This window comes from Cupriavidus sp. FW305-27, assembly GCF_058787995.1.
In genome coordinates this window covers 1-19,511 of the sequence record NZ_JBYTAG010000023.1, presented here as the reverse complement: position 1 = coordinate 19,511, position 19,511 = coordinate 1, and the positions used below count along the sequence as shown (strand labels likewise).

17 protein-coding genes are annotated in these 19,511 nt (G+C 69.9%); 11 read left to right on the top strand and 6 right to left on the bottom strand.

Annotation, left to right across the window (positions count from 1 at the left end; genetic code table 11):
* Positions 1-25 precede the first annotated feature (25 nt).
* Positions 26-1,222: a class I SAM-dependent rRNA methyltransferase gene (locus AC3WRI_RS13355; RefSeq protein WP_492293411.1), complete on the top strand. Its 1,197-nt coding sequence runs from the start codon at positions 26-28 to the stop codon at positions 1,220-1,222.
* 19 nt (positions 1,223-1,241) lie between these two features.
* Here the strand turns inward: AC3WRI_RS13355 and AC3WRI_RS13350 are convergent, their stop codons facing one another.
* From AC3WRI_RS13350 to AC3WRI_RS13340, 3 genes are all read right to left on the bottom strand, one after another.
* A complete protein-coding gene (locus AC3WRI_RS13350; RefSeq protein ID WP_492293410.1) occupies positions 1,242-3,341 on the bottom strand; it encodes an ATP-dependent helicase in 2,100 nt (699 codons plus the stop codon).
* A 159-nt stretch (positions 3,342-3,500) separates the two neighbouring features.
* Entirely contained in the window at positions 3,501-4,037 is a 537-nt protein-coding gene (locus AC3WRI_RS13345; protein ID WP_439671195.1) for a TlpA disulfide reductase family protein, read from the bottom strand.
* A 111-nt stretch (positions 4,038-4,148) separates the two neighbouring features.
* Complete coding sequence (locus AC3WRI_RS13340; RefSeq protein ID WP_439671196.1) at positions 4,149-4,652, bottom strand: SoxW family protein; 504 nt, start codon at positions 4,650-4,652, stop codon at positions 4,149-4,151.
* 154 nt (positions 4,653-4,806) lie between these two features.
* Here AC3WRI_RS13340 and AC3WRI_RS13335 point away from each other — a divergent pair, with 154 nt between their 5' ends.
* The 3 genes from AC3WRI_RS13335 (at position 4,807) to AC3WRI_RS13325 (ending at position 6,406) form a co-directional block, all read left to right on the top strand.
* On the top strand, positions 4,807-5,409 hold the full coding sequence (locus AC3WRI_RS13335) for a hypothetical protein (RefSeq protein ID WP_010814855.1): 603 nt from the start codon (positions 4,807-4,809) through the stop codon (positions 5,407-5,409).
* Positions 5,410-5,491: 82 nt separating this feature from the next.
* A complete protein-coding gene (locus tag AC3WRI_RS13330) occupies positions 5,492-6,139 on the top strand; it encodes a LysE family transporter (RefSeq protein ID WP_492293409.1) in 648 nt (215 codons plus the stop codon).
* Positions 6,140-6,217: 78 nt separating this feature from the next.
* On the top strand, positions 6,218-6,406 hold the full coding sequence (locus AC3WRI_RS13325) for a hypothetical protein (protein ID WP_081050386.1): 189 nt from the start codon (positions 6,218-6,220) through the stop codon (positions 6,404-6,406).
* On the opposite strand, the gene AC3WRI_RS13320 is transcribed toward AC3WRI_RS13325, so the two are convergent.
* On the bottom strand, positions 6,388-7,110 hold the full coding sequence (locus tag AC3WRI_RS13320) for a GntR family transcriptional regulator (protein ID WP_010814853.1): 723 nt from the start codon (positions 7,108-7,110) through the stop codon (positions 6,388-6,390). The two genes, AC3WRI_RS13325 and AC3WRI_RS13320, sit on opposite strands and share 19 nt — an antisense overlap.
* A 392-nt stretch (positions 7,111-7,502) precedes the next feature.
* Here AC3WRI_RS13320 and ptsP point away from each other — a divergent pair, with 392 nt between their 5' ends.
* The 6 genes from ptsP (at position 7,503) to zwf (ending at position 16,719) form a co-directional block, all read left to right on the top strand.
* The gene (gene ptsP, locus AC3WRI_RS13315; RefSeq protein WP_492293408.1) at positions 7,503-10,055 is read left to right on the top strand and encodes a phosphoenolpyruvate--protein phosphotransferase; all 2,553 of its coding nucleotides are present in this window, start codon (positions 7,503-7,505) and stop codon (positions 10,053-10,055) included.
* Positions 10,056-10,112: 57 nt separating this feature from the next.
* Positions 10,113-11,822, top strand: a complete 1,710-nt coding sequence (gene nagE, locus AC3WRI_RS13310; protein WP_011614455.1) for an N-acetylglucosamine-specific PTS transporter subunit IIBC — start codon at positions 10,113-10,115, stop codon at positions 11,820-11,822.
* A gap of 116 nt (positions 11,823-11,938) precedes the next feature.
* A complete protein-coding gene (locus tag AC3WRI_RS13305; RefSeq protein WP_011614456.1) occupies positions 11,939-13,003 on the top strand; it encodes a porin in 1,065 nt (354 codons plus the stop codon).
* Between the two features lie 42 nt (positions 13,004-13,045).
* On the top strand, positions 13,046-14,149 hold the full coding sequence (gene nagA / locus AC3WRI_RS13300; protein ID WP_454749521.1) for an N-acetylglucosamine-6-phosphate deacetylase: 1,104 nt from the start codon (positions 13,046-13,048) through the stop codon (positions 14,147-14,149).
* Positions 14,142-15,173 carry an SIS domain-containing protein gene (locus tag AC3WRI_RS13295; RefSeq protein WP_492293421.1) on the top strand — a complete coding sequence of 344 codons (1,032 nt, stop codon included), beginning with the start codon at positions 14,142-14,144 and terminating at the stop codon, positions 15,171-15,173. The genes nagA and AC3WRI_RS13295 overlap by 8 nt, the downstream gene beginning before the upstream one ends.
* Positions 15,174-15,231: 58 nt before the next feature.
* Positions 15,232-16,719, top strand: coding sequence for a glucose-6-phosphate dehydrogenase (gene zwf / locus AC3WRI_RS13290; protein WP_010814847.1), 1,488 nt, complete (start codon positions 15,232-15,234; stop codon positions 16,717-16,719).
* A 59-nt stretch (positions 16,720-16,778) separates the two neighbouring features.
* Here the strand turns inward: zwf and AC3WRI_RS13285 are convergent, their stop codons facing one another.
* Both AC3WRI_RS13285 and AC3WRI_RS13280 read right to left on the bottom strand, forming a co-directional pair.
* A complete protein-coding gene (locus AC3WRI_RS13285; protein WP_492293407.1) occupies positions 16,779-18,323 on the bottom strand; it encodes a YifB family Mg chelatase-like AAA ATPase in 1,545 nt (514 codons plus the stop codon).
* Positions 18,324-18,403: 80 nt separating this feature from the next.
* On the bottom strand, positions 18,404-18,682 hold the full coding sequence (locus tag AC3WRI_RS13280) for an accessory factor UbiK family protein (RefSeq protein WP_010814845.1): 279 nt from the start codon (positions 18,680-18,682) through the stop codon (positions 18,404-18,406).
* Positions 18,683-19,068: 386 nt separating this feature from the next.
* Here AC3WRI_RS13280 and AC3WRI_RS13275 point away from each other — a divergent pair.
* Positions 19,069-19,511, top strand: a 443-nt coding sequence (locus tag AC3WRI_RS13275) for a TorF family putative porin (RefSeq protein ID WP_492293406.1), incomplete at its 3' end; no start/stop codon positions are given.

Genomic DNA, 19,511 nt, shown 5'->3' with positions numbered 1-19,511 from the left:
TGGTCTGCAGTTTCCCCATACCAACATGAACACCATCACCCTGAAACCCGGCAAGGAAAAATCCCTGCTGCGCCGCCACCCGTGGATCTACGCCACCGGCATTGCCACGACCGAAGGGCGCTGCGAGCCGGGCGCGACCGTGATCGTGCGCGCCGCCGACGGCCGCTTCCTGGCCAAGGCCGCCTACAGCCCCGAGTCGCAGATCCGCGCGCGCGCGTGGACCTTCGATGAAAACGAGCCGGTCGACCACGCCCTGTTCAAGCGCCGCGTGGCCGCGGCCGTTGCCTACCGGCGCCAATGGGTGAAGGACAGCGACGCAGTGCGGCTGGTCTTCGGCGAATCCGACCGGCTGCCCGGCCTGATCGTCGACTACTACGGCAACGGTGATAAGGGCCAGCTGGTGTGCCAGTTCAATTCGGCCGGCGTGGAACACTGGAAGACCGCGATCGTGCAGGCACTGGTCAAGGAAACCGGCTGCCCCAACGTCTATGAGCGTTCCGACGCCGCCGTGCGCCAGCGCGAAGGCCTGGAGCTGGTGACCGGGGTGCTGGCCGGCGCCGAGCCGGATCCGGCGCTGTCGGTCACCGAGCACGGCGTGCGCTACTACGTCGACGTGCGCAACGGCCACAAGACCGGCTTCTATGTCGACCAGCGCGACAACCGCAAGCTGGTGGGCGACCTGGCCGCCGGGCGCGAGGTGCTGAACTGCTTCTGCTATACCGGCGGCTTCTCGCTGGCGGCGCTGCGCGGCGGCGCCACCTCGGTGACCTCGATCGATTCGTCGGGCGAGGCGCTGAAGATCGCCGCTGGCAATGTCACGCTCAACGGCTTCGAACCCGAGCGTGCCACCTGGCTCGATGCCGACGTGTTCAAGACCCTGCGTGAATTCCGCGCCGAGGGCCGCCAGTTCGACCTGATCGTGCTGGACCCGCCCAAGTTCGCCCCGTCGGCGCAGCATATCGACCGCGCCGCGCGCGCCTACAAGGAAATCAACCTGGTCGGCATGCAGCTGCTGCGCCCGGGCGGGCTGCTGTTTACCTACTCGTGCTCGGGCGCGATCAGCATGGAGCTGTTCCAGAAGATCGTGGCGGGCGCGGTGACCGATGCGCGCGCCGATGCACGCATCCTGCGGCGGCTGTCGGCCGGCACGGATCACCCGATGCTGGCGGCATTCCCGGAAGGCGAGTACCTCAAGGGTTTGCTGCTGGAGAAGGTAGCGTAAGACGGATGTGTGGCGCTGGTCAGCGCCACATATTCCGCATCCGGCTGGCCAGGTCCACCGGCGCCAGCGCGGGTCTGGCCGGCCCTTCGCCCGGCATCGGCGGGGGTGGCCACGAGCGGCTGTAGAAGTTGGGCATCACGCGGTTGGGCAGGAAGCGCGTGCGCGACGCATACACATGCCGGTCGCCGAAGCCCACCTGCTGGTGCACGTAGAAGCGCTGCGGCACCACGATGTCCAGGTGGTCCCTGGCCCGCGTCATTGCCACATAGAGCAGCCGCCGTTCTTCCTCGATCTCTTCGGTGGTGCCGGTCGCCAGGTCGCTCGGCATGCAGCCGTCAACCGCATTGAGCACGTACACCGCCTTCCATTCCTGGCCCTTGGCCGAGTGGATGGTCGACAGGATCAGGTAGTCCTCGTCGCGCGAGGGCACGCCGGATTCGTCGCTGGAGGCGCTGGGCGGGTCCAGCGTCAGTTCGGTCAGGAAGCGCTCGCGCGCGCCGTAGGTGGCGGCGATGCGCTCCAGCTGCTGCAGGTCGGCCTGGCGCGCGGCGGCATCGTCGTGCAGGCGCTCCAGGTGCGGCGCGTACCAGGCCAGCACTTGCTCGAACTCCGACGGCCACGGCGAGGTGGGCGCCATCAGCGCGCGCGCCAGCGCCAGCAGGTCGGCCCAGGCGGGCGCTGCGGCCGGCGGCGGCTCGAATTGCTCCAGCGAGAACAAGGGCTCGGTGGCCAGCGCCAGCGCATCGAGCACGCGCGCCGCGGTCTTGGGGCCGATGCCGGGCAGCAGCTGCAGCGTGCGGAAGCCCGCCATGCGGTCGCGCGGGTTCTCCAGCCAGCGCACCACCGCCAGCGCGTCCTTGACGTGGGTCGATTCCAGGAATTTCAGCCCGCCGAACTTCACGAACGGGATATTGCGCCGGGCCAGCTCGATCTCTACCTGCGCGCTGTGGTCGGCGGCGCGGAACAGCACCGCCTGTGCCATCAGCGTCAGGCCGGCCTCGCGCCGCGCCAGCACCTGCTCGACCACGTAGCGGGCCTGGTCGGCCTCATCGTTGACCACGATCACGCCGGGCTTTTCGGCCGAGGCGCGCTCGGACCACAGGTCCTTGGTATAGCGCTCGGCCGCCAGCCCGATCACGGCGTTGGCGGCCTGCAGGATCGGCTGCGTCGAGCGGTAGTTCTGCGACAGCGTGACCTGCTGCGCGGCCGGCGTGAACTGCGCCGGGAAGTCCAGGATATTGCGCACGGTGGCGCCGCGGAAGGCGTAGATCGACTGCGCGTCGTCTCCCACCACGGTCAGGCCGCGGCCGTCCGGCCGCATGGCCAGCAGGATCGACGCCTGCAGCGCATTGGTGTCCTGGTATTCGTCGACCAGCACGTGGTCGAAGCGCGCGCCCATGTCCTGCGCGATGGTGGGCTCGGCCATGGCCTGCGCCCAGTACAGCAGCAGGTCGTCATAGTCCAGCACATGCTGCTTCTGCTTGGCCTCGACATAGCCGGCGAACAGGGTGCGCAGCGCATCCGCCCACATCGCGTAGCGCGGGAACTGCTGCTTGAGCACGTCTTCCAGCGGCGCCTGGGTGTTGACCACGCGCGAGTAGATCGCCAGGCAGGTTTCCTTCTTCGGGAAGCGGCTGGCGGTCTCCGACAGGCCCAGGTCGTGGCGCACCACGTGCATCAGGTCGGCGGCATCGCCGCGGTCGCTGATGGTGAAGGCGGGCGACAGGCCCAGGGTCTCGGCGTATTCGCGCAGCAGGCGCGCGCCGATGGCGTGGAAGGTGCCGGACCACTGCAGCGCCGCGCGCCCCGCGCCGGTCTGGGTGCCGAGCGCCTGGTCGACGATGCGCTCGACGCGCCGTCCCATCTCCGCCGCGGCGCGGCGCGAGAACGTCAGCAGCAGGATGCGTCGCGGATCGGCGCCGGCCAGCACCAGGTGCGCGACCCGGTGCGCCAGCGTATTGGTCTTGCCCGAGCCGGCGCCGGCGATGATCAGCAGCGGCGCGTCGCTGCCGTGTTCCACCGCGGCGCGCTGCTCCGGGTTGAGCCGGGACAGGTAGGCGGGGACATCATCGGCTCCAGGGGCAGCGAGGTCGGCGGCGGGGGCTAGTTCCAAAGTCACAGGGAGGGCTCGGGGAAGGCTCGGAAATCTCAAAAAAGGCTGGCGCCAACTGTATATCCATACAGGGTTTCAGCGCAACCCGCCGGCGAGCGATCGGGACATGAAAACAAAAAAAGGTGCTCGATGAGCACCTTTTCCCGGTGGTTGGCAGCGACAGCGTTACGCGGACTTTGCCAGCGCGCCGTCCAGCAGCTTGTGCAGCGCATCCCACTCGGGCTCGCCCACATAGCGCTTCAGGATGCGACCGTCCTTGTCGACCACGAAGGTGGTCGGCGTCAGCTGCACATTGCCGAAGGCCCTGGCCGCGGCGCCGTCGGAATCCATCGCCACCTTGAACGGCAGGCCGCGCGTCCTGGCGTAGTTCATCACATACATGGGCGGATCGTAGTTCATCGCCACGGCGACGAATTCCAGCCCCTTGCCCTTGAACTGCTCATAGGTGCGGACCATGTCAGGCATTTCCTTGACGCAGGTGGCGCAGCTGGTGGCCCAGAAGTTGATCATATAGACCTTGCCCTTGAGGTCGGCGGTGCTGACCTTCTCGCCCGACAGCAGCGTGAAGGTGGCCGCCGGGGCCGTATTGGCCGGCGCCAGCGCGCGGTAGCCGAACCAGCCCAGCAGCGCGAGCACGACCACGGCCGCGACGATGGGCCAGGGCTTGCGGGAGGATTTGGTGGCAGGGGCAGCAGTGGTCATGGAATCCGGGTCAGGCAGGTTCGGTCAGCAATGGGACATTCTAATGCCGCAGGCGTTCGCGCGCTGCGCGGGGCCGGGCTGCGGCAATCCGCCGCAAGCGTCCCGATCGATTCAGCGCCGGACGGCGGCGCGTGCCTGGTCCAGCGCCTGTTCCAGGTAGGCGCCGTAGAAATCCGGCTGCATGCCGCGCAGCGGGCCGGCGGCGGCGCGGCCCTGGCGGTCCAGGAACAGCACCGTGGGCGCCACCCGCACCTGGTGCGCCCGGGCCCACGCGCGCGCGGTGGTCAGGCTGCCGTCGGCATCGCGCAGCGGGGTGTCGGCGGTCATGTCGAGCTCGCGCACGGCAATCTCGCCGGCGGCGGCCTGCGGGCCCAGGTAGTTGCGGCGCACCGCGTCGCAATAGCTGCAGCCCGGCATCGACACCAGCACCACCAGCGGCTCGCCGCGGCGCGCGGCCTCGGTGCCGTGGGCGGCCAGGTCGGTGGCCGGCGGCAGGTGGGCGGGGCTGGCGGCGGCTGCGGGCATGCCGGCCGCGGCTGCCAGCAACGCACCCGCGGCCACCCAGCGCAGGCTGGCTATGGCGAAGGCGTGGCGGGCAATGAGGGCGGCAGGCATGGCTGGAACGTGGGGGCAGGGCGGTAGCGGGAGCGGGAGCGGCGCAGCAAGCACTGGAGCGCCGCTTTCGGGATAATACCGGTTTCCGCCCGCAGGCGATGGCGTCCGCCAGCGCCGCCCGCAGCCTGTGCGCGCCGTCCCCCATGGATTCCCGATGCGTCTTGTGCCGCCCCCGCCGAGCTTTCCTGCCGCTGTCCGCCGCCCGCTGCTGTGCTGTGCCGCCGTGCTGGCATTCGCCCTGTGCGCCTGTTCACCGCGCTATGACTGGCGCACCATCCAGTCCGGCGAGGGCGCCTACGCCGCGCTCTATCCGGGCAAGCCCACCAGCGCCGCGCGCGACGTGACCATTGCCGGGCGCAAGCTGCCGATGACGATGGAAGCTGCGCGCGTCGACGACACGTTGTTCGCCGTGGGCGTGGTGACGCTGCCCGCCGATGACGAAGCGCTGCGGCGCGAGGCGCTGGCGGCGATGCAGGCCGGCCTGCTGGCCAACCTCGGCACGCCGTCGGGCGAGCCGCGCGCGCGGCCCGTCACCGTGATGAGCGCCGACCGTCCGGGCCGCCCGCTTGCCGGCGTGGAAGTGCAGGCCAGCGGGGTGTCGCCGCAGGACCAGTCGCCGCGCCGGCTGACGGCGCGCCTGGTGGCGGTGGGTACGCGCGCGTACCAGGCGGTGGTGCTGGAATCGGGCGATGCCGCGCGCGACGCGCGCCAGGCCGAGCAGGTGGAGCAGTTCCTGGGCGGCTTCCACCCGTTCTGACGCGCCGCGTCGCAGGAAAGATTGTTGGTGCCGTGGCTGCGGGAGCGTGGCCCCGGCATGGTTGTCGTCAAAGGAGAGTGGGATGCGTTGGGAAGTATGGTTGGCTTTTTTCGCCGCGTGCTGGGTGATCGCCGTGTCGCCGGGGTCGGGCGCGGTGCTGTCGATGAGCCATGGGCTCTCGTACGGGCTGCGCAGGACCACCACCACCATCTTTGGCCTGCAGGCCGGGCTGGTGATCGTGCTGCTGGTGGCGGGCGGCGGCCTGGGCGCGCTGCTGCTGGCCTCGGAGCAGGCCTTCATGGTGGTCAAGACGATAGGCGCGCTGTACCTGATCTACCTCGGCGTGCAGCAATGGCGCGCGCAGGTGGAGAGCGGGGCGGACCAGGGTGGCAGCACCGCCCCCGTGCGCGTAGTGGTGATGAGCCGGCGCCGGCGCTTTGCCACCGGCCTGCTGACCAATGTGACCAACCCCAAGGGCATCATCTTCATGGTCGCGGTGCTGCCGCAGTTCATCGATCCCAACCGGCCGCTTGCGCTGCAGCTGGCGATCCTGGCGGCCACCATGTGCTGCGTGGACCTGGTGGTGATGCATGGCTATGCGCTGCTGGCGTCGCGCATGCAGGGGCTGTTCCGTAATGCGCGCGCGGTGCGCTGGCAGAACCGCTTCTTTGGCAGCGTGCTGATGGCGGTGGGCGCGGCGCTGTTCTTCGTGCGCCGGCAACACGCCTGAGCGGCGTCTGCATCAATACTGGCGCGCACCGGCCGGGTTTGCTTCAATGAGGAGGAAACCCGGCCACGGAGACCCCGCATGCCCGCCTTGCCGAACCCCCACGCCGGTGCGCGCCTGCAGCCGCGCCATACCGTGCCCCCGGTCGAAGAGCCCGGGCCGCCGGGCATCCCCCCGGACTTGCCGTTGCCGCCAGAGGAAGATCCGACCCCGCCCCCGGTCGAGCCGCCGGTTGCCGGGCGTGCCGGGCACTACTGCTTCAGCTCGTAGAAATCGTTCAGGCAGTAGCCGTCGGTCAGTTCGACCGGCTGGTCGCCATGGGTGTAGCCGGTGCGCAGGATATGCAGCAGCGGCTCGCCGGGCGCGATCTGCAGGCGCGCGGCCAGTGCTTCGCCGGCGACGATCGCGCGCAGCCTTTCGGTGACGCGCAGCACCGGCTTGCCGATCCGCTCCAGGTAGGCGTACAGCGATTCGCCGATGGCGCTGGCGTCGGGCAGCACGGCCAGTGCCAGCGTGGTGACATCCATCCAGAAGACCTGCCCGTCGGCCTTGCGCAGGCGGGTCAGGCTGACAATCTCTTCCCCTTCCTGCAGCGCCAGCGCCGCAGCCTCCTGGGGCGTGGCGCGGCGGCGTTCGAACGCCACCAGTTCGCTGGCCGGCGTCATGCCGCGCCGGCGCGCCAGCTCGCTGAAGTTGTCCAGCCGCGCCGCCTTCTGCTCAGGGCGCGGCGCGACAAAGGTGCCCGCGCCGCGGCTGCGCGTGATCGCGCCTTCCTCTGCCAGCACCTGCAGCGCGCGCCGCGCCGTGACGCGTGAAATCTCCAGTGAATCCACCAGCGTGCGCTCGGACGGCAGCGCGTCGCCCACCCGCCATTGGCCGGCCTGGATGGCCGCGGCCAGCCTGCGCGCCACTTGCAGGTAGATCGGCGTCGCCTCCGCTTCGTCCGGCTTGAGAGCCTGCAGCCGTTGATCCATTGCGAATCCTCGTAGGTACCAGAGTGTGGAGGTGATGATACCACTTTAGGACATTTGACGTCCATGGGGCGGCATTGCGTCATCTGGGCGATAACATCGCCATCGCTTCGCTTTACGTCAATTGGTATTGAAATGGTTCTGCTGATTATGGCGTCCGAAAATGCTGCTGTGATTTGGAAAAATCTTACCTATCTCCGTGGGTTATGGTGATTAAGGCGAATGTGAGGACCATCCAAGGACTGCTTTGCCTTGCCTCAATAAAGATGCCATTTAGATACAATATTGTTGTAGTGGTTTTCACTGGTATTTTTATTGTCGGTTGCCGTCTATCTTTCGCCTGACCCTGGCGCCGTCGCATTTCTGCACCGGCCGCCGCGACTTCTGGAAGCAAAATGGCTGAGACGAGCGAAACCCTGTTGCTGCGGGCTCCGGTGAGCGGAGTGCTGCTTCCCCTCGCGGCCGTGCCGGACCCGGTCTTTGCCGACGGCATGTTCGGCGACGGCCTGGCCATCGACCCCCTGAGCGACACGCTGGTGGCGCCTTGCGACGGCACCATCGTCCACCTGGCCGCCACCGGCCACGCCCTGACGCTGCAGGCTCCGTGCGGGGCGCAGGTGCTGCTCCATGTCGGCATCGATACGGTGTCGCTGCGCGGCGAAGGCTTTGCGCCTTGCGTGGCGCAGGGCGCTGCCGTGCGCCAGGGGGATGCGCTGATCCGTTTCGATGTCGACCGTGTCGCGCAGCAGGCGTCGAGCCTGGTGACGGTGATGGCAATCGCCAATGGCGATGCCTTCACGGTCGCCGGCAGGACCGGCGCGGCGCAGGCCGAGGCGGGCCGCACGGTGCTGCTGCAGGTGCGTGCCGCGGGTGCCGCGGCGCCCGCGCAGGAAGACCACGCGAGCGCAGCCGAACTGCGGCGCACGGTCACGCTCGCCTGCCCTGGCGGCTTGCACGCGCGGCCCGCGGCACGGGCGCGCGAAGCCGCGCGCGGCCTGGACGCCGCCGTCGCATTGCACTACGGCGGCCGGCAGGCGAGCCTGGCCAGCCTGGTGGCGCTGCTGGGCCTGGCCGCCGACGAGGGCGCCGCGGTCGAGCTGGTGGCGACCGGCCGCGATGCCGGTGCCGCGCTTGATGCGGTCGCATACGAACTGCAGCGCGCCGGCGTGGGCGAAGAAGAACCCGTGCCCACGGTGGCCGCACCGATTGCGCAGCCTGGGCCGGGCGCCGGCCTGCCGGCGGATGGCATCCCCGGCGTGGCTGCCGCCCCCGGCATCGCGATCGGCACGCTGCACTGGTGGCGCGAGACCACGCCGGAGCCGGCCGAGGCCGGCCAGGGCATTGCTGCCGAGCGCGAGGCCCTGCGCGCCGCGCTGGCGGCCATCGACGCCCAGCTGGCGCATGAGAGCGAAGCCGCCACCGCACGCCGCGCCGGCGCCGAGGCCGGCATCTTCGCCATGCATCGCGCGCTGCTGGAAGACCCGGCACTGCAGGCCGCGGCCGAGACCATGATCGCCGCCGGCAAGAGCGCGGGCTTTGCCTGGCGCGAGGCCACCCGGGCCGAAGCCGCCATGCTGTCCGCGATGGCCGACCGCCGCATGGCCGAACGCGCTGCCGACCTGCTGGACCTGGGCAAGCGCGTGCTGCGTGCGCTGGCCCCGGCGGGCAGTGTCCCGGTCCAGCTGCCCGCACCGGCCGCCGACGGCGATGTCATCGTGCTGGCCGCCGGGGAATTCACGCCGTCCGACCTGACCGGACTGGACCGCACCCGGGTTGCCGCACTGGTGATGGCGCGCGGCGGCCCGACCTCGCACGCGGCCATCATCGCGCGTCAGCTCGGCATCCCTTGCCTGGTGGCTCTGGGCAGCGCGCTGGAGCGCCTGCAGGACGGCACGCCGGTAATCGCCGACGGCGACAGCGCCCGCCTGCACGCCTGCCCCGATGCGCATTTGCTGGCCGCCGCCGCCAACGCCGTCAGGCTGCGCGCGCAGCAGCGCGAGGCCGACCTGCGCGCCGCGCACGCCGCGGCCAGCACCCGCGACGGCGTGCCTATTGAGGTGGCCGCGAATATCGGCAGCCTCGACGACGCCCGCAATGCCGTGGCGCATGGTGCCGACGCGGTCGGCTTGCTGCGCACCGAACTGCTGTTCCTGCACGGCGACGCAGCCCCCGCGGCGGCGGACCACACCGCCAGCTGCCAGGCCATTGCCGATGCCCTGCAGGGCCGCAGCGCGATCGTGCGCACGCTTGATATCGGCGCCGACAAGGACGCCGCCTGGCTGCACCTGCCTGCCGAAGACAACCCCGCCCTGGGCCTGCGCGGCGTGCGCCTGGCGCAGGTGCGCCCGCAACTGCTGGACGACCAGCTGCGCGGCCTGCTTGCAGTGCGCGCGAGCGGGCCGCTGCGCATCCTGCTGCCGATGGTCAGCGAGGTCGGCGAACTGCTGGCCTGGCGCGAACGCATCCGTGCGCTGGCGGCCGAAGCCGGTACCGATCCCGAGATCGAGGTCGGCGTGATGATCGAAGTCCCTTCCGCCGCGCTGCTGGCCGACCAGCTGGCCGAGCACGCCGATTTCTTCTCGATCGGCACCAACGACCTGACCCAGTACACCCTGGCCATTGACCGCTGCCAGCCGGAGCTGGCGGCACGCATGGATGGCCTGCATCCCGCGGTGCTGCGCATGATCGCCGCCACCACCGAGGGCGCCGCGCGCCACGGGCGCTGGGTAGGCGTGTGCGGCGCGCTGGCGGGCGACCCGCTGGCCGTGCCGGTGCTGGTCGGGCTGGGCGTGACCGAGTTGTCAGTCGACGCCGGGCTGGTGCCGGGCGTCAAGGCGCGCGTGCGCGCGCTCTCGCATGCCGATTGCCGGCAGCGCGCAGGCGAATTGTTGCGGCTGCCGTCAGCCGCCGCGGTGCGCGACGCGTGCCGCCGCTACTGGCCGGCATAAGCGCCGGTCGACCACAACCCAATACGCGCCACGCGCGCACAGATTCGGAGAACGCCAATGAAGATGGACCTGCTGCCCAGGGTGCAACGCCTGGGCGCCACGCTGATGCTGCCGATTGCCGTGCTGCCCGTGGCCGGCCTGCTGCTGCGCCTGGGCCAGCCCGACGTATTCGACATCAAGCTGATGGCCGAGGCCGGCAACGCGGTCTTTGCCAACCTGGCCCTGCTGTTCGCGATCGGCGTGGCGGTGGGCTTTGCGCGCGACAACAACGGCGCGGCGGCACTGGCCGGCACCATCGGCTACCTGGTGCTGACCACGGTGCTGAAGACCATCGACAAATCGCTCGACATGGGCGTGCTGGCCGGCATCGTCGCCGGCGCGGTGGCGGGTGGGCTCTACAATCGCTATCGCAATGTCGCGCTGCCACCCTATCTGGGCTTCTTTTCCGGCAAGCGCTTCGTTCCCATCGTCACCGCGCTGTGCTGCCTGCTGCTGGGCATCGTGCTGGCCTATGCGTGGGCGCCGGTGCAGGCCGGCATCAACGCGGCCGGCGCGTGGCTGACCACGGCGGGCTCGGCCGGCGCCTTGGTGTTCGGGCTGCTGAACCGGCTGCTGCTGGTCACCGGGCTGCACCACCTGATCAATACCCTGGCGTGGTTCGTGTTCGGCAACTACGCCGATCCGGCCACGGGGGCGGCGGTATCGGGCGACCTGCACCGCTACTTTGCCGGCGACCCCGGCGCAGGCCTGTTCATGACCGGCTTTTTCCCGGTGATGATGTTCGGCCTGCCCGCGGCCTGCCTGGCGATGTACCACGAGACGCCGCCGGCGCGGCGCGCGCTGGTTGGCGGCATGCTGTTCTCGATGGCACTGACCTCGTTCCTGACCGGCATCACCGAGCCGATCGAGTTCAGCTTCATGTTCCTGGCGCCGGTGCTGTACGGCCTGCATGCGCTGATGACCGGCCTGTCGATGGCGCTGTGCCATGCGCTCGATATCCGGCTGGGCTTCACCTTCTCGGCCGGCGCGATCGACTATGTGCTGGGCTACGGGCTGTCCAGCCGCGGCTGGCTGGCGATTCCGCTGGGGCTGGCCTATGCGCTGGTCTATTACGGGCTGTTCCGCTTCTTTATCCGCCGCTTCAACCTGCTGACGCCGGGCCGCGATGAAGTGGTGCCCGTGGCGGCCGCCGGCGGTGCCGCGCAGCCGGCCGCGGGCAGCGTGGCGCAACAGTATGTCGAAGCGCTGGGCGGCCCTGCCAACCTGGTCGTGGTCGATGCCTGCACCACGCGTCTGCGGCTGAACGTGGCCGACATCGGCGCGGTGTCCGAGCCGCGGCTCAAGGCACTGGGCGTACGCGGCGTGCTCAAGCGCCCGCCCAATGTGGTGCAGGTGGTGATCGGGCCGCAGGCCGAGCAGGTTGCCGGTGATATCCGCGCGGTGCTGCAGCAGGCGCCGCAGGCCACGGCCGTGGTGGCTGCTGCGCCCGCCGTTGCTACCCAGGCGTCCGTGCCGGCTGCCGGTGCTTTCGATCCCGCCTGGTGGATCGATGCGCTGGGCGGCGCCGCCAATATCGCCTCGGTCGGCGTGGTGGCACTGACGCGGCTGCGCGTGGTGGTGCGCGAGCGCGCCCGGGTGCGCGCCGACCACCTTGCGGGCAGCCAGCTGATGTGGATCGGCGATGACACCGCCCATATCGCCTTCGGCCATGCGGCAGACGGACACGCTGCCGCCTTCGAGCGCGCCCTGCAGGCCATGCCCACCTGACCCCCGCCGCCGCAGCCGTGCGGCTGGGGTCGACCTTCCCCATCGGCAACAACAACGACGGCCGCGACGACAGCCGCGCCGGTGGATACCGTCTGCTTATCCAGGAGTCATTGATCGTGAAACGCATTGCACTGACGGCGCTGCTCGCAGCGTCGGCCGGGGGCGCCTGCGCCCAGTCCGCCGGCACCGGCATCACCTTGTATGGCCGCGCCGTGGCCGGCCTCGACTATGTCAACGGCATCGCCCGCCCGGGCGGCGACGTGGACACCTTCCGCTTCGGCAGCAACCAGTACGGCGTCAGCTTCTGGGGCATGCGCGGCGCAGAAGACCTTGGCGGCGGCCTGCGCGGGGTCTTCAACCTGGAGGGCATGATCACCTCCGGCACCGGGCGCTCCGATCCGCTGTTCAACCGGCGCGCGCAAGTGGGCCTGGCCAGTAACGACTGGGGCACGCTGCTGCTGGGCCGGGCCATGAGCCTGACCGACGACGAGAGCGGCGCGATCGACCCGATGGGCCTGCAGGCCAGCTCGGTCGCGACGCTGGTCTATGGCCGCAACTGGGGCTCGCGCACCAATGCCGTGACCTACAACTCGCCGGTGTGGGGCGGGCTGAGTGTGCGCGCGCAGGCCGGCAGCGACGGCGTGGCGGGCAGCTTCAACAGCGGCAAGCAGTTGAGCGCGGCCGTCAAGTACGCGCAGGGCAACCTGAGCCTGACCGGCATCTACGAGGAACTGCGCGACACGCAGGGCCGCATGGACAACCTGTATGTCAACTCGCGCCAGTACACGCTCGGTGGCAGCTATGCGCTGAACAACCTGCGCCTGTTCGCCGGCTATAACCTGACCGTGTCCTCGGGCGATACCGTGGCCACGCCGGAGAACCCCTACGCCGCCACGCGCAGCCAGATGGCATGGGTCGGCGCCAACTACCGCCTGCTGCCGGCGCTGACGCTGCTGTCCGGCGTCTACTACGCCACCCTGAACAATGGCGGCGGGCATGGCACGCTTGTCACACTGGGCGCAAAGTATGACTTGTCGAAGCGCACCTCGCTGTATGGCACGGTGGCGTCGGTGTTCAACTCGCGCAATGCCACCTTCTCGGTGGAGGCGTCGCCGGACACCATGCCGGGCGCCGGGGCGAACCAGCAGGGCGCCTATGCCGGCATCATCCACCTGTTCTGACGGTGGCTGGCCGGTGATCTGAATGTATTGGAGAGTATTGCCATGAAAGGAAACATCCTGACGCCGGCCGGCTGGATCTTCGGAGAGATCCATGCCGGCCCGGACGGACGCATCGCGCGCATCGAGGGCGTGCCCGCCTCGCCTGAGCACAACGATGCCCCGTACGTGCTGCCGGGGTTTGTCGACCTGCTCAACCACGGCGGCGGCGGCAAGGACTTCATGGATGGCGAGGCCGCGGTGCCGGTGATCCTGCGCGCGCATGTGCGCTTTGGCACCACCAGCCTGCTGGGCAGCACCATGACCTCGCCGCACGACGTGCTGCTGCCCGCACTGCAAGCGCTGAACCGCGCCTGCGCGCAGCGCCCGCCCGGCGCGGCGCGCATGCTGGGCGTGCACCTGGAAGGGCCGTATATCAACCCCGGCAAGCTGGGCGCGCAGCCCGATACCTCGGCCACTGCCACGCCGGAAGAACTGGAGCAGTACCTCGGCGCCGCGCCGCTGAAGGTGGTGACGCTGGCGCCCGAACTGCCGGGGCATCTGGACATCATCCGCCTGCTGGTCGCGCGCGGCGTGCGCGTGCAGCTGGGCCACACGCTGGGCACCTATGAGGACGCGGTGGCCGCGCTGGATGCCGGCGCCAGCGGCTTCACCCACCTGTTCAACGCGATGACCCCGCTGCAGCACCGCGCGCCCGGCATGGTGGCGGCAGCGCTGGCCCATGCCGAGTTTGCCGAGCTGATCCCCGACCTGCTGCACGTTCATCCGGGCGCGATCCGCGCCGCGCTGCGCGCGATTCCGCGGCTGTATGCGGTGACGGACGCCACCGCCGCCGCGGGCATGCCGGACGGCGTGTACCACCTGGGCAGCCAGACCGTCTACAAGGTCCACGGCAGCGTGCGCCTGGCCGATGGCACGCTGGCCGGCAGCGTGCTGACCATGGACCAGGCGCTGCGCAACTTCGTGTCGATCGGGCTGGACCTCGCCGATGCGTCGCGGCGCGTTTCGCTGTATCCGGCCCAGTACCTGGGCATGTCCGACCGCGGCATGCTGGCACAGGGCTGCTGGGCCGACGTGGTCGTGCTGGACCGCGCGCTCTTGGTGCGCACCGTTTATGTCGAAGGAGAATGCTGTGTCGAGAATGCTTGAAGAGGCGCTGAGCGCGCCGGCCGTGGTGGCCGCGCAGTTGGCGCAGGCGCCGCGCGTGGCCGCGCTGGCTGCGCAACTCGCCGCGCAGGCCTGGCCCGCGGCGCTGACCGTGGCGCGCGGCAGCTCGGACCATGCCGCCAGCTACTTCGCCACGCTGGTCACGCGCCGGCTGGGCGTGCCGGTGGCCTCGCTGCCGATGTCGACGGTGACGCTGCACGACAGCGCGCTGCGCGTGGCCGGGCAGCTGGCGGTGGCGTTCTCGCAGTCGGGCCGCAGCCCCGACCTGGTCGAGACCATGCAAGCGCTGCGCGACGGCGGCGCCGCCACCGTGGCGCTGGTCAACGCGCCCGATTCGCCGCTGGCGCAGGCGTGCGCGCATGAACTGCCCCTGCTTGCCGGCCCCGAGCAGAGCGTGGCCGCGACCAAGAGCTATATCGCCATGCTGTCGATGTCGGCGCTGCTGGTGGGGCATCTCGAGGCCGCACGCAGCGGCGAGCACGAACTGGTCGATGCCTGCGCAGGCTTGCCGGCCGCGCTGGCGCAAGCGGCCGCGCAGGACTGGTCGGCGCTGGTGCCAGCGCTGCGCGACGTCGAGCGCATGATCGTGCTGGGCCGCGGCGCGGGCCTGGCGATCGCGCAGGAAGCGGCGCTCAAGCTCAAGGAGACCTCCGGCATCCAGGCCGAGGCTTTCTCCGGCGCCGAAGTGCGGCATGGCCCGATGGAAATCATCGGCGACGGCTACCCGCTGCTGGTGTTCGCGCCGCGCGGACCGGAACAGGCGGGACTGCTGGCGCTGGCCGCCGAGATGCGCAAGCGCGGTGCGCGCGTGCTGCTGGCGGCGCCTCCTGGCACGGTTGATGCGGAGCTGCCCCTGGAGTTGCCGCTGGTGCCGGCCGGCCATCCGCTGCTCGATCCGGTCTGCGCCATCCAGGGCTTCTATGTCGCGGCGCAGGCGCTGGCGCTGGCACGCGGCCGCAATCCCGACCAGCCGCAGTACCTGCGCAAGGTGACCGAGACGCGCTGAGCCGGCCCATACCGCCCCAATACCGCCCCATGCCGCCCCGGCAAGCAAGGAGTCCGTCATGCAAACCACCCGAACCGCCTCTTCTTCCGGCACTGCCGACGCGCGGCCACTGGACCTCGTCATCTTCGGCGGCGCCGGCGACCTGTCGGCACGCAAGCTGCTGCCATCGCTCTACATGTGCCACCGCGACGGCAACCTGCCCGACGGCACCCGCATCATCGGCGTGGGCCGGCACCGCTGGGACCGCGAGGCCTTTGTCAATTTTGCCGATGAAAGCGCACAACCCTTTGTCGAAGCGCGCTATCTCGAGCCGGCCAAATGGCAGACCTTCCTGCAGCGGCTGGATTTCGTGCACGTTGACGCGTCGCAGTCCGGGGACTATCCGGCGCTGGCCGCGCAACTGCGCCAGGAGGCGCTGCGCATCTATTACATGGCGATGCCGCCGGGCTTGTTCGCGGCCACCTGCGACAACCTTGCCAGCCATGGCCTGATCGCCAACGACACCCGGCTGGTGCTGGAAAAACCGCTGGGCGTGGACCTGGCCTCGGCCATCGGCATCGGCGAGGTGGTCAGCCGCTACTTCAGCGAGGACCGCACCTACCGGATCGACCACTACCTGGGCAAGGAAACGGTGCAGAACCTGATGGCGCTGCGCTTCGGCAATTCGATCTTCGAGCCGCTGTGGCGCACGCCGTTCGTGCGCAGCGTGCAGATCACCGTGGCCGAGACCGTGGGCGTGGGCACGCGCGGCGGCTTCTACGACGAGGCCGGCGCCATGCGCGACATGGTGCAGAACCACCTGCTGCAGCTGGTCAGCATCCTGGCGATGGAGCCGCCGGCAGCGCTCACCTCCGATGCGGTGCGCGATGAAAAGCTCAAGGTGCTGCGCTCGCTGCGGCCGATGTCGCCCGAGGACGTACGCCGCAATACCGTGCGCGGCCAGTACACCGCGGGCGCCATCGCCGGCGAGCTGGTGCGCGGCTATCTGCAGGAAGAAGGCATTCCGCCAGACAGCCGCACCGAGACCTTCGTCGCGATGCGCGCCGAGCTCGGCACGTGGCGCTGGAACAAGGTGCCGTTCTATCTGCGCACCGGCAAGCGCATGCAGGAGCGCGTGACTGAGGTGGTGATCAACTTCGCCGAGGTGCCGCATTCGATCTTCGATGCCGGCAGCACGCTGCAGCCCAACCGCATGGTGATCCGGCTGCAGCCGGAAGAGTCGGTGCGGCTGACGCTGATGGTCAAGCAGCCAGGCGAGGGCATGAAGCTGAAGCCGCTGAGCCTGGCGCTGAACCTGGACTCGGCCTTCACCACCCGGCGCGCCGAAGCCTACGAGCGCCTGCTGCTCGACGTGATACGCGGACGGCTGGCGCTGTTCGTGCGGCGCGACGAACTGCAGGCCGCCTGGACCTGGGTCGACCCGATCCTGGAAGCGTGGCGCCAGCAGGACGAAGGCCCGCGCCCCTATACCGCCGGCACCTGGGGCCCGGCGGCTTCGTCGGCGTTCATGGCGCGCGAAGGCGTGCAGTGGTCTGAGGAGGCGTGATGCGGCTGACCGAACGCGGGCTGCGACGCTGGCTTCGCTTGTAGCTTAGGCCGAGGCATTCAACCGCCCGCCATCCGCAACGCTCGCCGGTACTGGATCGCCTCGCCCACATGCGTGGCGGTCAGCACCTGGGCACCTTCCAGGTCCGCGATGGTGCGGGCCACCTTCAGCACGCGGTAGTACGACCGCGCCGACCACGCCAGCCGCGTCATCGCGCCGCGCAGCAGTGCCTGCGCCTGTGCTTCCATCGTGCAGTGCTGTTCGATCTCGCGTCCGCCCAGTTCATTGTTGGGCTTGCCCTGCCGGGCCAGCTGGCGCTCGCGCGCGGCCAGCACGCGGGTGCGCACCACGGCGCTGGGTTCGCCAGGCGGGCCGTCGAGCATCTCGCCCTGGTCCTGCGCTGGGACTTCCACCTGCAGGTCGATGCGGTCGAGCATCGGGCCGGAGATGCGGGACTGGTAGCGCCGCACCTGGTCGGGCGTGCAGCGGCAGGGGCGGTCGGGATGGCCGAGGTAGCCGCACGGGCAGGGGTTCATCGCCGCGACGAACTGGAAGCAGGCGGGGAAGTCGGCGTGGCCGGCGGCGCGGGCGATGGTGATGCGGCCGGATTCCAGCGGCTCGCGCAGGACTTCCAGCACCCTGCGGTCGAATTCGGGCAGCTCGTCCAGGAACAGCACGCCGTGGTGCGCCAGCGAGATCTCGCCCGGGCGCGGGTTGCCGCCGCCGCCGACCATGGCCGGCCCCGATGCCGTATGGTGCGGCGACCGGAACGGGCGCTGGCCCCATAGCGCGGTGCGGAAGCCGCCCGGCGTCAGGCTCATGACCGCGGCGGACTCCAGTGCTTCCTGCAGCGTCATCGGCGGCAGCAGCCCGGGCAGGCGCTGCGCCAGCATCGACTTGCCGGTGCCCGGCGGGCCCACCAGCAGGGCGGAATGCTGGCCGGCGGCGGCCACTTCCATGGCCCGGCGCGCCTGGGCCTGGCCGCGTACGTCGCGCATGTCGGGGCCGCGGTCCGTGGCGGCGGGCAGCAACGCCGGCATGGAGCGGGGCAGCCGCGCGTCGGGCAGGGGGCAGAGATGGTCGCACGCCTGGCGCAGCGTCGCGGCGGCATGCACCGCCAGGTCCTCGATCAGCGCGGCTTCGGCGCCATTGCCTGCGGCCACCAGGAAGGCGCGCGGCGCCTCGCCGGCGGCGGCGCGGGCGGCGTTGTCGCGCGCCAGGCCCATGGCCATGGCCAGCGCGCCGCGCACGGGGCGCAGTTCGCCGGACAGGGACAGCTCGGCGGCGAACTCATGAGCATCCAGTGCCTCGGACGGGATCTGGCCGCTGGCGGCCAGGATGCCCAGCGCGATGGCCAGGTCGAAGCGGCCGGATTCCTTGGGCAGGTCGGCCGGGGCCAGGTTGACGGTGATGCGGCGGTTGGGGAACTCGTAACCGCTGTTGAGGATGGCGGCGCGCACGCGCTCGCGGCTTTCGCGCACGCCGGTGTCGGCCAGGCCGACGATGGTGAATGCCGGCAGGCCGTTGGCGAGGTGGGTCTCGACCCGCACCGGCGGCGCGGCGATGCCGGTCAGTGCCCGGCTGCGTAGGACGGCAAGGCTCATGTCATCGAACTGTTAACGAAAAAGGCCGCCAGGAGTGGCGGCCTTCAGGCGGCGGGTTGGATCGGGCAGGACCGGCGTGCTCACGCGCCCCCGGTCGAGTCCACCGAGCCGGCGCCGGGCGTGATGCCGGCGCGGCGCTCAAGCTCCGCCACGCGGCCCTCCAGTTCCTCCAGGCGGGCGCGGGTGCGGGCCAGCACCTGCGACTGGACGTCGAATTCCTCGCGCGTGACCAGGTCCAGCTTGGCAAAGCCCTGGGTCATCATGCTGCGCACGTTCTTTTCGATGTCCCTTGCCGGCGAGTTGCGCAGCGCCTCGCTGACCTTGTTCTGCAGGTCGTTGAAGAGATCGGTCGGTTTCATGGTTTCTCCTTTGCGCACCTAACTGGTGCCAATCCGGGTGGGCATCTGGCGTTTAGCGCGCTTTCGCACAGGAATTGGGCGCCCCGATTGCGGGCGCGCGGCCTGGGTGTCGCGCACGCGGCCACCGTCAGGACTCAATTATCGCCCGTGAGGCACGTGGGCGAAAGCTCCGGCGCATCCGCGTTCACACCTTTTAACCTGATCTGGCTTCGCTGCAGGGCAGATTCAAGTCTGGCTTTGGTCACGGCACGCCATCACGGCCAACATGGGCCGCCGATTTCCGAAGAGCTGGCATGGCAGTTGCAGTAGTTGGTGCGCCAGCGTCATTGAATCACCGAAATCCAAGAAACGAAATCCGAGCCTCAGGAAAAAAGGAGAAGAAACCCATGAAGAAGTTGGCCCTTGCAGTCAGCGCGCTTGTCCTGACCAGTGCCGCCGCCACCGCCCACGCGCAAAGCACGGACGCGGCGGCCCCGGCACCGGCCGCCGCCGCTGCCGAGCCGGCATCGCCGCATACGTTCACGGCCAACGTGTCGCTGGTCTCGGACTACCGCTATCGCGGCATCAGCCAGACCAACCTGCGCCCGGCCATCCAGGGTGGCTTTGACTACGCCCACGAAAGCGGCTTCTATCTGGGCAACTGGAACTCCAGCATCAGCTGGCTCGAGGATGCCAACCCGGCGGTCTCGGCCCCGGTCGAGATGGATTTCTACGGCGGCTTCAAGAACACCTTCAAGGTTGCCGGCACCGAATTCAGCTATGACCTGGGCGTGCTTGAGTACTACTACCCGGGCGGCTACAACAACCCGCGCCCGTACACCACCGAGCT

Excerpts from the sequence above, each read along its gene's own strand:
- AC3WRI_RS13325 (WP_081050386.1), top strand. The coding sequence starts at position 6,218 with ATGCCCGCCTTGCCGAACCCCCACGCCGGTGCGCGCCTGCAGCCGCGC.
- nagA (WP_454749521.1), top strand. The coding sequence starts at position 13,046 with ATGAAAGGAAACATCCTGACGCCGGCCGGCTGGATCTTCGGAGAGATC.
- AC3WRI_RS13340 (WP_439671196.1), bottom strand. The coding sequence starts at position 4,652 with ATGCCTGCCGCCCTCATTGCCCGCCACGCCTTCGCCATAGCCAGCCTG.
- AC3WRI_RS13330 (WP_492293409.1), top strand. The coding sequence starts at position 5,492 with ATGCGTTGGGAAGTATGGTTGGCTTTTTTCGCCGCGTGCTGGGTGATC.
- AC3WRI_RS13335 (WP_010814855.1), top strand. The coding sequence starts at position 4,807 with ATGCGTCTTGTGCCGCCCCCGCCGAGCTTTCCTGCCGCTGTCCGCCGC.
- AC3WRI_RS13345 (WP_439671195.1), bottom strand. The coding sequence starts at position 4,037 with ATGACCACTGCTGCCCCTGCCACCAAATCCTCCCGCAAGCCCTGGCCC.
- AC3WRI_RS13295 (WP_492293421.1), top strand. The coding sequence starts at position 14,142 with ATGCTTGAAGAGGCGCTGAGCGCGCCGGCCGTGGTGGCCGCGCAGTTG.
- AC3WRI_RS13320 (WP_010814853.1), bottom strand. The coding sequence starts at position 7,110 with ATGGATCAACGGCTGCAGGCTCTCAAGCCGGACGAAGCGGAGGCGACG.
- zwf (WP_010814847.1), top strand. The coding sequence starts at position 15,232 with ATGCAAACCACCCGAACCGCCTCTTCTTCCGGCACTGCCGACGCGCGG.
- AC3WRI_RS13285 (WP_492293407.1), bottom strand. The coding sequence starts at position 18,323 with ATGAGCCTTGCCGTCCTACGCAGCCGGGCACTGACCGGCATCGCCGCG.
- ptsP (WP_492293408.1), top strand. The coding sequence starts at position 7,503 with ATGGCTGAGACGAGCGAAACCCTGTTGCTGCGGGCTCCGGTGAGCGGA.
- nagE (WP_011614455.1), top strand. The coding sequence starts at position 10,113 with ATGAAGATGGACCTGCTGCCCAGGGTGCAACGCCTGGGCGCCACGCTG.
- AC3WRI_RS13355 (WP_492293411.1), top strand. The coding sequence starts at position 26 with ATGAACACCATCACCCTGAAACCCGGCAAGGAAAAATCCCTGCTGCGC.
- AC3WRI_RS13280 (WP_010814845.1), bottom strand. The coding sequence starts at position 18,682 with ATGAAACCGACCGATCTCTTCAACGACCTGCAGAACAAGGTCAGCGAG.